Annotated in this window: 12 protein-coding genes; 5 read left to right on the top strand and 7 right to left on the bottom strand. The window is 36.4% G+C overall.

The window, feature by feature from the left end:
- Positions 1–420 carry a PqqD family protein gene (locus tag H1R81_RS21720; protein WP_181842855.1) on the bottom strand — a complete coding sequence of 140 codons (420 nt, stop codon included), beginning with the start codon at positions 418–420 and terminating at the stop codon, positions 1–3.
- A gap of 527 nt (positions 421–947) precedes the next feature.
- Between H1R81_RS21720 and H1R81_RS21715 the strand changes: the two genes are divergently transcribed.
- Both H1R81_RS21715 and H1R81_RS21710 read left to right on the top strand, forming a co-directional pair.
- On the top strand, positions 948–2,444 hold the full coding sequence (locus tag H1R81_RS21715; RefSeq protein ID WP_181842854.1) for a DUF6734 family protein: 1,497 nt from the start codon (positions 948–950) through the stop codon (positions 2,442–2,444).
- Between the two features lie 141 nt (positions 2,445–2,585).
- Positions 2,586–4,307: a hypothetical protein gene (locus tag H1R81_RS21710; RefSeq protein WP_181842853.1), complete on the top strand. Its 1,722-nt coding sequence runs from the start codon at positions 2,586–2,588 to the stop codon at positions 4,305–4,307.
- A gap of 66 nt (positions 4,308–4,373) precedes the next feature.
- On the opposite strand, the gene H1R81_RS21705 is transcribed toward H1R81_RS21710, so the two are convergent.
- Positions 4,374–4,847, bottom strand: a complete 474-nt coding sequence (locus tag H1R81_RS21705) for a hypothetical protein (RefSeq protein ID WP_181842852.1) — start codon at positions 4,845–4,847, stop codon at positions 4,374–4,376.
- Positions 4,848–4,851: 4 nt separating this feature from the next.
- Entirely contained in the window at positions 4,852–5,451 is a 600-nt protein-coding gene (locus tag H1R81_RS21700; protein ID WP_181842851.1) for an RNA polymerase sigma factor, read from the bottom strand.
- A 130-nt stretch (positions 5,452–5,581) separates the two neighbouring features.
- Between H1R81_RS21700 and H1R81_RS21695 the strand changes: the two genes are divergently transcribed.
- Together H1R81_RS21695 and H1R81_RS21690 are read left to right on the top strand one after the other, a co-directional pair.
- On the top strand, positions 5,582–6,058 hold the full coding sequence (locus tag H1R81_RS21695) for a hypothetical protein (protein WP_181842850.1): 477 nt from the start codon (positions 5,582–5,584) through the stop codon (positions 6,056–6,058).
- Between the two features lie 142 nt (positions 6,059–6,200).
- Positions 6,201–8,654 (top strand): outer membrane beta-barrel family protein, encoded by a 2,454-nt coding sequence (locus tag H1R81_RS21690; RefSeq protein WP_181842849.1) that lies wholly within the window; start codon positions 6,201–6,203, stop codon positions 8,652–8,654.
- A 77-nt stretch (positions 8,655–8,731) separates the two neighbouring features.
- Here H1R81_RS21690 and H1R81_RS21685 read toward each other — a convergent pair whose 3' ends face one another.
- Positions 8,732–10,120 (bottom strand): S41 family peptidase, encoded by a 1,389-nt coding sequence (locus H1R81_RS21685; RefSeq protein WP_181842848.1) that lies wholly within the window; start codon positions 10,118–10,120, stop codon positions 8,732–8,734.
- 107 nt (positions 10,121–10,227) lie between these two features.
- A complete protein-coding gene (locus H1R81_RS21680) occupies positions 10,228–11,094 on the bottom strand; it encodes a bestrophin family protein (protein ID WP_181842847.1) in 867 nt (288 codons plus the stop codon).
- 216 nt (positions 11,095–11,310) lie between these two features.
- Between H1R81_RS21680 and H1R81_RS21675 the strand changes: the two genes are divergently transcribed.
- Positions 11,311–11,826 carry a histidine phosphatase family protein gene (locus H1R81_RS21675; RefSeq protein WP_181842846.1) on the top strand — a complete coding sequence of 172 codons (516 nt, stop codon included), beginning with the start codon at positions 11,311–11,313 and terminating at the stop codon, positions 11,824–11,826.
- Between the two features lie 212 nt (positions 11,827–12,038).
- Here H1R81_RS21675 and H1R81_RS21670 read toward each other — a convergent pair whose 3' ends face one another.
- Together H1R81_RS21670 and H1R81_RS21665 are read right to left on the bottom strand one after the other, a co-directional pair.
- Positions 12,039–12,893 (bottom strand): endonuclease/exonuclease/phosphatase family protein, encoded by an 855-nt coding sequence (locus tag H1R81_RS21670; protein WP_181842845.1) that lies wholly within the window; start codon positions 12,891–12,893, stop codon positions 12,039–12,041.
- 5 nt (positions 12,894–12,898) lie between these two features.
- Positions 12,899–14,056, bottom strand: a complete 1,158-nt coding sequence (locus tag H1R81_RS21665; protein ID WP_181842844.1) for an alginate lyase family protein — start codon at positions 14,054–14,056, stop codon at positions 12,899–12,901.
- Position 14,057 lies beyond the last annotated feature (1 nt).

The raw sequence follows: 14,057 nt of genomic DNA, 5'->3' as shown, positions 1-14,057 counted from the left end.
TTACTTTTTTTGTGGCCATCCTCTAAATGACTCTACATCATGTATTGGATCAAGCAGAATAAGCTCCTGCATATCATCAAATATTTCCAACTCCACTTTCTCGTAAGGGAGTTTTATAGGAGATTCTTCACTAATAACAGGGTCAGTTAGCGATGTTTCAGTAATTATATTCTCATTTTCTAATTGACTAAGTAAATATTCTATTTCTACTCTTGCAGAGATTTTATCTGACTGAAATTCATTCTGAATAGTAGCTAATACAGTTTCTGTATTTGCTGGCTTCTGCAGCAACTCCAAGACTCTTATTCCCGTAGTTCCTCTTATACTATAGTATTTTCCTAAGGGGATATTAATTAAAATAGCTTCGTTTCCAAAAACCTCTTGAGCAATATTGGTGCTATCTAACTGGTAAGTTTTCATTTAGGTTAGTTAATTAATTGTCCGATTTATTTAAGTATTATTAATACCTTTTAAAGACATCTATAAATAATAATATGTTTTTTAATATATAAATTTCCGTGCTTCATTGGCTGACAAGCACAGTTAAAATGAAAATAAAAGTACGACTTAAAATCATTTGTTCTGCAAAAGTGTGCTGATTTTCATTTTTAAAGAAAATTCTTTCGTTGCTGATCAGGATTTCTAAATGTTATATACAGTTTGTTTTTAACGAGAGTTGTGAAGTATAAGAAGATTTTTTCGTATTTATTCTTTCTCTTTTTCTAATCAAAACAGTTGATGCCAAAGACAGCTTATCGAGCGGTTTTATCTGATAAAACTTTATAATATTTAAAAATGATTTTTGGGTATAATTGTCAAACCATTTATCTTGTCTGCTGAAAAATCAAAGATAGTATCCGGAGTATTCATTTCCTATTTTGCATGCTCATATTTGCATTAAACATACATTACCTAACAAGGTTGAACAATAGTTAAGAAATTTAAAAATGAATGCTGTTCAAAGTTTTTGGATTACTCCCGAATCAATAAATGCCGGAGGTTGGATAAATAAGCGCTTCGAATACATTGGTTGGTCTTTAAGTTTTTATTTACTTCAGAAAAACTTCAGTGAAGTTCATTTATACTGTAATTCGGCTGGTTACAAGATGCTTGTAGATAAACTGGGTTTAAATTATAGTAATATATATAAAACCTTAGATAATCAGGAAAAATTAATATCGAAATCGTGGGTTTTGGCAAAAATTCTTAATTTCTCTTTACAGGAAGCTCCCTTTGTACACGTAGATGGCGACGTGTTTTGGTTTGATTTGCCAAACAAAGATTTTTTTGAAGCAGATACATTTGCTCAATGTATTGAGATGGATGACGTCATGTATAAAAACATTCTGCAAAATCTTCAGACCGAGAATGCCTATTTACCTGATTTCTTAAAAATGCCAAATGTAAAAGCATGTTTATCGACAAATATGGGGATTGTTGGAGGGAACAACTTGAAATTTTTTAAGGATTTTTACCATGAAACAGTACTTTTTATTGATAAGAACCAAGAAATTTTTGAAAAGAATCAAGAGGGTTTTTCATTTGTCCCCATTTTTACTGAGCAATTACTATTCATTTATTTTGCCAATTACCTGCAAATCAAGCTTAGATTTTTGAAGAAGCCAGCATTCAGAGGTAACTTTATTGAGGTACTTGATTTCAATCAGATTTCCCCGGTTTCAAAGACTCCCGATTTTATTCATTTGTTAGGGTCTTACCGTGCCAGACTCACCTACTGTAATTTCGCAGAATTTTGGCTACATAAACTCTGGCCCGGGCAATTAGAAAAAATTAATGCTATTTATCAGATTGAGAAGGACGAATTAACCGGATTCCCTAATTTTTTAAGCCCTGAAAGAGAGAAACGGCTTCCTCATCTAAAATGGCTGTTTAGTAAACCGGAAGAGGTTTTAGAGTACCCATTCATCAGAACTCAAACTATTTTTGGAGTTAGTTTAGAAGAATATAACATTAATACTGTCGGAAATAGAGAGTTGCTTGATTGTGCTGAATTTGAAGAACAAAGAGTAAAAGTATTAAACAACCTGTTAAATGCAACTGATTCAGATACAATGTTCCAGCATTTTGAATCACATTTGAACTTTTGTTTAAAAAGTATTGACGAGGTGAAAGCCTTAAGCTTTGAGTTAAATCAGGCCTACATACTGAAAAGTAAATTCAATTGGTTTAACGACATAAAATATGAATCTCAATATTATTGGTACAACTTAATAATAGATTCGCAAAAAGAGTGTTTTCAGGAGTTTCTGCTAACAGAAAACGAATGTAAACTTGTAGAAATGTTTAAAGATGAAACCAGTTTTGTAGAATTAACTTCAGCCTGGTTAAGAAAGTATCCGACTCAAAATCAACAAAAGGTAGAAAAAACAATTCATGAAATGCTAAAAGAATTAATCAACCTTAACCTGATAATTTGTATCTGATGTCTCTTCAAATATAATACTACAAAGATTATCCCGAATAAAATCAGGTTTTCTGTATCTAAGGCAAGCTGATAAAGAAGTATAAAATTCATCCCAAAAATACTAACTTAGTTGCGCCATTAAAGAACTAAACTTTTAAAGATGAAAAATTTCTTACACTACATTTTGTATTTGAGCATTCTTCTTCCAGCTTGCAAGCAAAAGCCAAAAACTGATCAGGGCTCAATCAGTACTTCCACCATTTCGGTCTGTAGTTTGCCTGAGGTAATTGATAAAAACTGGTATTCTTCAAATAAAAAAGCTCCACTTTTATCTGGTCTGGAAGGGATTAATTTTCCTATCAGTACTAAAAATGTTGAAGCACAAAAGTACTTTAATCAAGGACTTATGCTGGCTTATGGCTTTAATCATGCCGAAGCGGCCCGGTCTTTTTATGAAGTGACGAGACAAGATTCAGCCTGTGCAATGGGGTGGTGGGGATTTGCCTATGTGCTTGGCCCTAACTATAATGCCGGAATGGAGCCGGATAATTTCCAGAGAGCTTACGATGCTGTGCAAAAGGCTAAATCTCTTTCTGTCAATTGTACACAAAAAGAGAAAGATTTGATTCAGGCATTAAGCAATCGCTACTCTGATGATATAAATGCTCCTCGAATCAAACAGGATACCGACTATATGTCGGCGATGAAAGCCGTGTATCAAAAATACCCGAACGATGCGGATATAGCAGCACTTTACGCTGAATCACTCATGAATTTGCATCCGTGGCAGTTGTGGAAAAATGATGGGACAATGCAGCCCTGGACACCTGAAATTATTGCAGTTCTGCAAAGTGCTTTAAAACTCAATCCTACCCATGCAGGTGCAAACCATTTCTATATTCATGCGCTGGAAATGTCGCAACATTCAGAAAAAGCGCTGTCTAATGCCAAATTACTTGAAACACTTGTACCAGGTGCAGGGCATCTGATTCACATGCCTTCTCATATCTATATCAGAATCGGGAGTTATCATGAAGGTGTAGTCGTAAATCAACAGGCTTCATTGGTTGATAGTTTATATGTAGAAGCCTGTCATGCCCAGGGAGCTTATCCGTTGGGCTATTATCCACATAATTATCATTTTATTGCCGCCTGTGGTACTTTGAGTGGCGAAAGCAAAAAAGCAGTATTAGGAGCTAAACAAACTGCCGACCATGCCCATAAAAAATTAATGCGTGACCCTGCCTGGGGTACTTTACAGCATTATTATACGATTCCGTGGTATGTACAGGCGAAGCTGGGATTATGGGATAATATCCTTCATTCTAAAGCACCGGAAAAGAATCTGAAATATCCTTCAATAATCTGGCATTATGCGCAGGCAATGGCTGTTCTTTCTCAGAATAAAACTGATTTAGCCAGACAACACCTGTCAGCCATGAAAAATATTCTGAAAGACACAACACTAAAAACCATAACCATCTGGAATATAAATAATGTTTATGATTTAAGTGTGATTGCCGCAAAAACAGTAGAGGGAGAGATTAATGCCAAAGAAAAGAATTATGCTCAATCAATTGTTTTTCTAAGTGAAGCAGTCGCCAAAGAAGATGCCCTTAATTATAACGAGCCGACAGACTGGTTTTTTTCTATCCGACATCATTTAGGGGCTGTATTAATTGAGGCTGGGAAGTATGATGAAGCAATTAAGGTTTATAAGCAGGATTTAAAAACATATCCTGCCAATGGATGGGCTCTCAAAGGCTTGATGAATATTTATAATAAAACAGGAGACAAAAAGAAATACAATCAAACCGAGCAGCAATTTAAAGAAGCATGGAAATTTGCCGATATTAAAATTACCTCTTCAAGAATTTTGTAATATTAGATAGGTTTATAATAAAAATACCGATAAATTGCTCCATCGGCATCTTTTGTTCTAATAAACCTACCTTTTTTCTTGCATAAGTATTCTCAGTGGGTCAAGTTTCAGGCGTTTTTCAAGCCAATCGAAGCAACTGATAAACACAGATATAATAATACCAGTTGTGAGTATGACCCGACCTGTTGTGCCGGACAATATTTGCCATAGATTGTTGAAAATGCCCATATAACCTAACCACGCAATTAATCCTACCCACCCAACTATACAAGTGGTGATTAACCAGAAATATCTCCTTTTTTCTTCACTATACTCCATTTGTTCAATTTGTGCCAATACTTCATTATTCCACACAAATGTGTCGTCTACTACAGAAGTTATTACTTGCTTTGACTCCAGAAATTGGTCGATAAGCCTGTAAGTAAATACCTGTTTCTGACAATGAAGACATGCCTTTATATGTTGTTCTTTGATGGAGTCGTTCAATTTCCCATTGATGTATGCTGCCAATTCCTGCTCGGAGAGATGAGATTGTTCCATTATATTAAAATTTGTATTTCTCAATTAATAATTCTTTTAAGTATTTTCTGGTACGAAACAAATGACTTTTGATTGTATTTATCGGAAGATTCGTAACCACTTCTATTTCTGCAAGGCTCATTTCTTCCTGATAAAATAAGGTCAGCAAGGTTCGAGGTAATGAGGGTAATGCTGCAATTTCTTGTTGTAAGATATTGGTTAATTCCTTACTCATCAATAGTTCATCAGGTTCTTCTTCTTTGTTAAAAGTAAAATCACCAATAGATTGAACAGTATTTTCTTCATCATCAGCTTTACCCGATACTTTCAATTCTTCCCAAAGTAAAGGACGTTTTTTGGCTATTTTTTTATGACAACTTGTATAAGCAATTTTAGCAATCCAGGTTGATAATTTGCTTTCAAAGGCAAAACCGGAAAGATTTTTATAGACTTTAAGAAAAATATCCTGATATAAATCCCGACGGTCTTCTGAGGCAGGAATTAACTGTTGAACGATGTGTAGTACCAATCGTTCGTTTTGCTTCATTAATCGGGCAAAAGCATTTCGTTCACCTTTCAAAACGGCGTTTACTATTTCACGATCTGATGCTTCTGCTTTTATCATCTAAGAGATTAGTTTCAAGAAGTTAGACCTTATGCTCCCATAAAAGTTGCATTTCTGAAATTTTTCCGATATTGCAACCTTTCACTTTGATGGTGGTCTAACGCAGTATAATCATTAAATTTTTATTCTTATGAAACGCTCTTATTTTTTTACCATATTATTATTAGGCTGCTCCTTCTCTGTCTTTGCTCAGGATGATAATACCAACGGACAATTACCAAAAGGCATTATCGAACAACTCTGGCAGCTAACTGCTGTTACACTATTGGTCTATTTACTGACCAGCATTGTTAAGACTTTATCAGACAACCGTCTGAAACGCCTGTTAATTGAGAAAGGATTAGCTACAAATCAACTAAAGTATCTATTTGGACAAGATCCAAGAGTAGGGCTACTTCAATCCTTACGTTATGGCTTATTAGCCTTAGGCATTGGCGGTGGTCTATGGTTCAATCACTTTCTGCCTTTTGGACTTATTACCTTCGGTTTGATTGGCATAGGAGCCAGTATTGGCTTTCTCTTATACGTGCTAATTGCTTATCAACTCATTAAACAAAATCCTATGTGGAACGATAAAAAGCCCGACGGAGATAAAATACCTCACTAATCATTTCATTAGCAAATAATCAATCTTCTGATTTACCAAAATTAATCTATTCTTATTCGAGTACTAAACAAGTCGAAAATCGACTTGATGGGATGTTATTACCCTATTTTTTCAAAAAATTAAAAAATTAATACGAATTATTATGAAACAGTTACTTACATTTCTACTAATGTGTCTTCTGACAACCGCCTGGGCTCAAACCCCTCAATCTAATTTGAATGATAAAGCTAAATTGATGGGTACACTCATCGACTCCTTAACGCACAAGCCCATTCCCTATGCTTCTGTCGCCTTAATGGCAGGCGAAAAAACTATAAATGGTTGTTTAACTGATGAAGCGGGTGTATTTGAACTTACCGGATTGAGTGAAGGGAGCTATACTCTACAAATAACTGGTTTAGGGTACAGACCCCAGCTAATACCTAACTTAATCATTAATCGTTCAACCAATGTTTCTGCTCTCGGAATTGTACAGTTAAGTTCATCAGCTCAACTGCTGAAAAGCGTTGATGTAGTCGGGCAGGCACCATTAATAGAACATCAGATTGATAAAGTAGTTTACCATGCAGATAAAGACATAGGGGCAGCAACGGGCGATGGTGCCGATGTATTGCGCCGTGCACCACAGGTTACGGTTGATGTCGATGGTACGCCTTCTTTGCGTGGCAGCAGTGCTTTGCGATTACTGATTAACGGGAAACCCTCAGGTTTGATGGGGAATCAGGCAGCCGATGTCCTACGTTCTATTCCGGCATCTCAGATTAAATCGGTTGAAATTATTACAAGCCCGGCTTCACAATACGATGCCGAAGGAACGGCAGGTATCATCAATATTATTCTTAAACGAAAAACGATAGAAGGAGTAAATGCCAGTCTGGATGCAGTATTAGGCTCTTTGCGTAGTATTGGGAACGCAAACGTAACATATCAACGAAAGCGACTAACTTTAGTGGGTAATATAGGAGGGAATAAACTTTGGCACCAGGTCTCAAAGGGGAGTTTTTCCAGAACTGATAATCGATTCAATACGCAAACACAACAGTCTGGTAGTCAGAACGACACCCGATATGCAGGAAATGGAAACATAGGCGTAGAATTAGATTTAAGCAAAAAGAGTACCCTAATGATGACCTTGCGAGGTAATACTTCTGTCAATGAAACAAATGGAACCGGGCATACACAATACAGAGCACCACAAGAGACAAACGCCATTTCGAGTACAATAAAACAGTGGGGGAGTGATTATTCAGTAGATTGGATAACAGATTTCCGTCAAAAACTACGACGTGAAGGAGAGGAAATCAGTTTTTCTACGCAGTATAGCCATAATGAAGGACAACCTAATTATCAGACACGCCTGAACTATGAGCAAGGGGCTTTATGGGCTGAAAGAAGTAAAGGTAAAAATAACTGGACTGAAAAAACCGCTCAATTTGACTATACTTTGCCCTGGAAAAAAGGAAGTTTAGCAATGGGTGCCAAAATTATTTATAGGCAGTTGAATACGCAACGTGATGTTTATCAATTGGATGAAACATTAGTCAGCGAACAATTAAATGCCGAGCGTTCAAATAAGTTAAGCTATGAGCAAACTGTCGGGGCTTTCTATGCTACCACCAATCATACACTTTCCGATTTGTTAAGCCTTAAACTGGGGCTACGCTATGAGTTTACTCAATTAGAAGGTTTATCGGTTTCAGCGCAATATTATCCGGTATTTTATCAGAAATACGGAAACCTGTTTCCCTATATAGCCTTAATGAGGCGTTTTAAAAAGCATGACCAGACCTTACGCTTAGTTTACAATAAACGATTACAACGACCCGGTATCGGGTATCTTAATCCGTTTCTGAGTGCCAGTAACCCTTTCTATCGTTCGCAGGGAGACCCATCTATAAAACCAGAATTGACTGACCAGATTGAGTTAGCATATTCTCAATCTAAAAATAAGTATAACCTGAATGTAGCTACTTACTATCGTTTAACCCGTCAATTGATTGAAAGATATACCAGATTGTCGTTAAATACTTTGAAAGTGATAGACAGTACTTCTTCACAGACTGTTGTGGCAACGGATACGTATGGAAACATAGGTGTACTTACTTCATGGGGAGTAAATCTGTTTGGTTCATTTAATCTTTCTTCTCAATGGAGTTTACGTTCTTCAATCAACCTGTCAACGTATCAGTTAAGCCTTCAAAAGGGATATACTGATTTGATTACCCAAACAGGTGTGCAAGGCTCTATTAATGGAGGCACTCAATATCAATTCAAAAAAGGGTTAAGTGTAGAACTTTCAGGCGTATGCAATACGCCTCGCAGAAATCCACAGGGTTGGAATAATCATTTTTCGTTCTTTAGTATCAATATCCGTAAGCAATTATCATCTAAAAAAGGATACTGGCAATTGAATATAGTAGAGCCTTTTCAGGGAATTAAGACTTTTCGTACAGAGGTTGAGGGAGAAGGGTTTTATCAGACAAGTGCACGGTTTTCTCCTTTTCGTGCATTTAACCTGAGTTTTAATCTGAATATAGGCAAGGAAATTAAACGCCAGAACAGAGGTAGTAAAATTAATAATGATGATTTGAAATAGAAGATTAGCATTAACTATCAACAAAAATACCAATAAATCGCTCCATCGGTATTTTTATATTAATCTATCGTATCTTCTTATTTCGGGAAGGTTACATACATTTCTTTACGGTTCTGGTATGGATTTTCAGATTCGTTTACTTTTAATGGATCACCTTTCATCTCTGTTATTGATACCCGTGCATTTGGAGCTATTTGTTGTGTAGCCACCTGTCCGGTAATTAATTCCAATGCTTTTTTCAAAAGGGTTTCGTTTTCATCGCCCCAGTCTTTAAACGGAACTACATTATCTACTACTTCATAATCAGGAGCGAACCCTGATTTTGTGCCATAATTTGACTCACCTTTAGAGTTTATGGTTTTCAATACAATAGGTTGCATCGCCCATTTCCAACGTTTCTCCGAATCAGACAAGGTTACGGAACCTACATTTTTACCGTAAGTATGAGAACCAATCAGAATAACATCCATATAGGGTCTTAAACCATTAATAACCAGTTCACTGGCAGAAGCTGTTCCGTTCGAGGTTAATACATACAGACGGGTCAGTGTACCTAAATTATTGGCTTCGTTTCTGAATTTAGTAGGAGTAGAGTATGAAGGTCGGTCTTTTGTTATATTCGCATTCCATTGGTCGCTATGTATTACATTATCAGTATTAAGGTTTTTCACAATCAATGAAGCCATAATATCGGCAGAAGAAATATATCCACCAGGATTCAATCTTAAATCAAGTACAAGTTCATTCACTCCTTTGCTTTTAAATTCACCGAACACTTGTCGCAGATTACTGTCAAAAGTGCTGATAAACTGGCTATAAACTAAATAACCGATTTTTTTATTACCTTTTTCTATTACTTTCCAGAAATGTACAGGGTTATCCTGTACTTCAGCCTTAGTTACCTGAATAATCGTACCGTTCAAAGAAAAGACACCACTTTCTGCTTTCCCTAAACCAAAAGAAGCATTTTCGGCAGTTGTTAAAGAACTATAGTTGGTTGCAGTCAGCTGAGTACCGTTGATTGTTAGAATAATATCACCACGCTTTAATCCGGCTTTTTCGGCAGGACTACCTTTTATAATATAGGTTATAAAAAAACCAACATTAGTTTTGGCATTATCGAGGTAGTAAATCGTATATTTCATACCAAACACTTTATTAATACCGTTTAAAGAGTTTGTTAACTCCTCAACATCTTTCTGAATCCAGGAAAAACGATCAGTATTCGGATAATCATTCAATAGAGGGTAGAAATAGTCATCTGGCGAAACATTAGATGTCGTTTTGGCAGGCATGTTATCTGTCCAGAGATACCAATATTTCATATTATCATAAATCCAGGCATTTATTGCTTCGTTAGAAGTATCATTTGTTGAAGGAGTAGGGTCAGTTTTTACTTTACAAGATAGTATGCTTCCTGTCAGAAATAGGCCCAAAATCAGAGATTTTGCAGGGGTAAATTTCATGGTTAAAAATATTATTTAGCGTTCTGTTGATAATGACGTAAGTTATTAACGAGAAGTTGCGGATTTTGTTTTATTTCAGTAAATATATATGTCTTTACGTGAAATAACTACAATATCTCAGCCAAATTGCCTTTAATATTTTTAACCATTGCATCTAATCCTAAGTCATTGGCATCTGTTCCGAAAGGCTCTTCTATTTCTTCTGCCATAATCTCAATTCCGGCAAAAGCATAGAATACCAGAGTTACAATTGGAATTGACCAGAATTTATATTCTAATACTGCAGTGATAGGCATTGTAAAAACATAGATAAAGATTATTTTCTTTATGAAGATATTATAAGAAACCGGGATAGGAGTATTTTTAATCCGTTCACAAGCACCAAGATTATCGGTAAATGAAGCAAGTTCGTTATTGATTACAATTAACTGCTCGGCATTAATGATACCGGATTTATGCAATTGATTAATTTCGATATACATAGCCTGGCTTATTCTGTTCGGAAGATGTTTGAAGTCTTTATAATATTTTTCATCATAAACTTCGGTAAAGACCAGACTATTAATATGACCTTTGCCACGGAGGTGTTCTTTTACTGCTTGTAAGTAATTGCCTGTCAATATTTTTAAAGTCTCTTTCGCAGGATGATTTTCAGGTAAATAAACTGCCAGTTTTAAGGCGAAATTTCTTGAATTATTGGTAAAACTACCCCATATTTTACGTCCCTCCCACCATCTGTCATAGGCTGTATTGGTTCTGAAAACTAATAATAATGATAATACAAAACCAACTAATGAGTGGATTGTCAGAGGATTTTTGATGGGTACATAGTGCAGAATATTGTTTTCAATGTAAGCAAATATGGCAGTATAGGCAGCCAAGCCCAACATGGCAGGCATTAGTTTACGGAATGTATCGGCCTTGTGGAAGTAAAAAATAAATTTCCACCAGTTTTTCGGATTGTAATCTATCATAAATTTGTGGGTAGTTTTTTTAGGCAATAATTAAGCAATTGCGGCTGCAAAGATAATTTTTTTGATCAATACTACTAAAACCGAAAAACAGAAACATTGTTCTTTTGGTTGTAAAGATGAAGATTAAATTGTAGGGATAATTTTTTATGAATAATTAAGAAAAAATCAATTAATTTCTCAGAATGCTTGTATATTCGTGCCAAAACCGTTGAAAATATGAAAAAACTGCTTTATTTGGTTCGCCATGCTACTGCTGAAGAAGGAGGCAATACTCCTATGTTTCGGGACTTTGACCGAAACCTTACCTCGCATGGTATTATCGAATCAGCCCGGATGGGTAAATTTTTAGCAGAGAAAGGAATAAAAATTGAATTGCTTGTAAGCAGCGCAGCCGACCGTTGTAAATCTACTGCGAAGATTTTTGCTGAACAGTTGCATAAAGATGCTGACGAAATCTTTTTAGATGAAGCCATTTATGGAGGAGGAGCGAGGGCATATTTAGCAGCTTTGAATAACTTGGACGATAAAGTAAAAACAGTTGCTATTTTTGGACATAACCCTGATATAACTTTTTTTGCTGAGTACCTTACCCGCGCCGATATTGGTGGATCAATGGAAAAAGCAGGTGTAGTAGTAATAGAATTTGAAAATGTAAAATGGGCTGAAATCTCGAATAAAAGTGGTAAGTTTTTGAACTATTACTCTCCAAGTAACATTACAAAAACAGAGTAGTAATTAAGTTTTGGTATTTAATCTGATGGCAAACAATCCTCAGGGCAATAAAAATCGCCTTCTTTTCAGAATTATATTCATTGCATTTATAGCCATTGTGCTTTGGTTTTTGTATGATTTGTCACGGCAGACCATAGCTCCTTGGAATAAGAAAAAACAGATTGAAAGGGCTCTCTGAGCAGATATTCAATCTGTTTTTATAAATTGTTTTCTTAAAACGATATAACCGCTAACACCGGATGATGGTCAGATGCAAATCTACCATTCCATGACATCGATATTGTAGCGTGTTTTTTTACTTTAAAATCGGCATTTTTTACAAAAATGTAGTCAATTCGCATTCCTTCTTGTTCCTTTGATTGAAAACCAGTGAATGAACTATATGGCCCGAAATGGGGTGTAAGTGTCAGGTTTTCAGTGTCAAGCAGATGATCTGGATTGGTCATATCAGTCAGAATCTGAATAGGCTCAGAACTTGGCGTAGCGTTGAAATCTCCTGTAATGATAGTAGGTGTATTGCCTGCAATCTCTTTGATTCTGGATAGTAATAATTTGGCACTTTCCCGGCGGGCCACTACCGCTTCATGGTCGAAATGCGTATTGAAAACAAAGAAAATTTTCTTATCAGCTACACGCTCAAATTTTGCATAAGTCACAATACGGTTATACTTGGCTTCCCAACCCAAGCCCACAGTTTCCGGGTGTTGATTCAGCCAGAAAGTATTGGTCTGCAGCATTGTATATCTGTCTTTTCTATAAAAGATACACGAAAACTCTCCGGCTTCTTTGCCATCATCACGCCCTTTACCGACCCATGCGTAGGTCTCAGGTAATAAACTTTCAAGGTCTTGTATCTGGCTATAAAAGGCTTCCTGCATACCGCAAATGTCTGCTTCAAAATAATTTAAGATGCTTGCCAGGTTTTTCTTGCGGTTATTCCATTGGTTATCACCGTCGGAAGCAATACCTAAGCGGATGTTATAAGTCATGAAGTTCATGTCTTTCTGAGCAAAAATGGCTTGTACTGAACTAAAACTAAGAATAGCAAAAAATAAGATTTTTTTCATAATGTTTAAAACCAGATAACTGGATTTCTAATAGGTAAATTTCTGATTACTTCTTCTGTAGAAGGATTATGCTCTAAGGCTTTCCAGGTTTGCAGCCACTTGTGTTGCTGAAATTTAGCTGCACCAAAGACTAAAAACGGTTGTGCTACTGGCCAATACTCCCAGTACATGACATCTTGCTTAAATGGCCATTTACTTTTGTCTGCCACATAAGGATATAAAAACTCAATACCTTTGCTGATGGCCTGGCCTTTCGGTGCTTTGTACTCCCAAAGATTATCCTCCTCTGTTGAAAGTATCTGGCAGATCATCACCATTGCATCTAAATTAAACAACGAATAACCATAGGGTTTGGTACGATTTATTTCTAAAGGGAAACTTCCATCCGTCGCCATCTGCTTTGGTAGTAAAACAGTTTTATAACGATTACGACAAAACTCCAGCAGATTCTGGTTATCGGTTAATTTAGCAAAGGAAGCTACTTGCATAACCCAGCAAGTACCGTGGTTATTTTTAGCCTCCATCTCCTCCTTTCCATATTGGTGGGTAGTCAACCAGTTCAGGTATTCTGCGAACCAGTTTTTAATATCTGCCAATAGTTTCTTGTCTACGTTTGATGCTTTTTCCATTTTACTTATACCTTGCGCTACTTCCATCAGATGAATGGTATCTATAATACCAATGCCTCTGCCTGATACTTTACGTGTAATAGCCTGTGCATACAATAAAGAAGGATTCATTTTGGTAGCAGGATTGACAAACCAGGCCTGCAAATGCGTGAAAGCATGAGTAACATATCTTGGATTATTAGTCAAAACATAAGCTGATGCCAATGCACCTATAATTTTGCTGAACCGGATCATGGCTAAACGATGCGCCACAAAATTATCAGGGTTGGTCATGCCATCTTTCTGAATGTATGGCCCATCAGGGTTGGCAGGGTCAGGCCACCAGTAATCTCCTTCTGAATAAAAATCATGAATAGTGCCCTGGCTACGACTACTAACAGCGGCTGTAACTGTAACCGGGGTTTGCCGTATAGCCCAGTCTGCCTGGGTTATTATCTGTTTGCGGAGTGTTTCAATTGCTTGTTGTTTGACTGTTTGTTGCGCCAAAGCAGCCTGTGTGAATAAGAAGCAAAAAAAAATACATAATAAACGCATA

Origin of the sequence: Emticicia sp. BO119 (assembly GCF_013912375.1) — a bacterium.
Classification (GTDB): Bacteria; Bacteroidota; Bacteroidia; order Cytophagales; family Spirosomataceae; genus Emticicia.
Note: the sequence above shows the minus strand (reverse complement) of the source record. Positions and strands in the feature narration are given on the sequence as shown.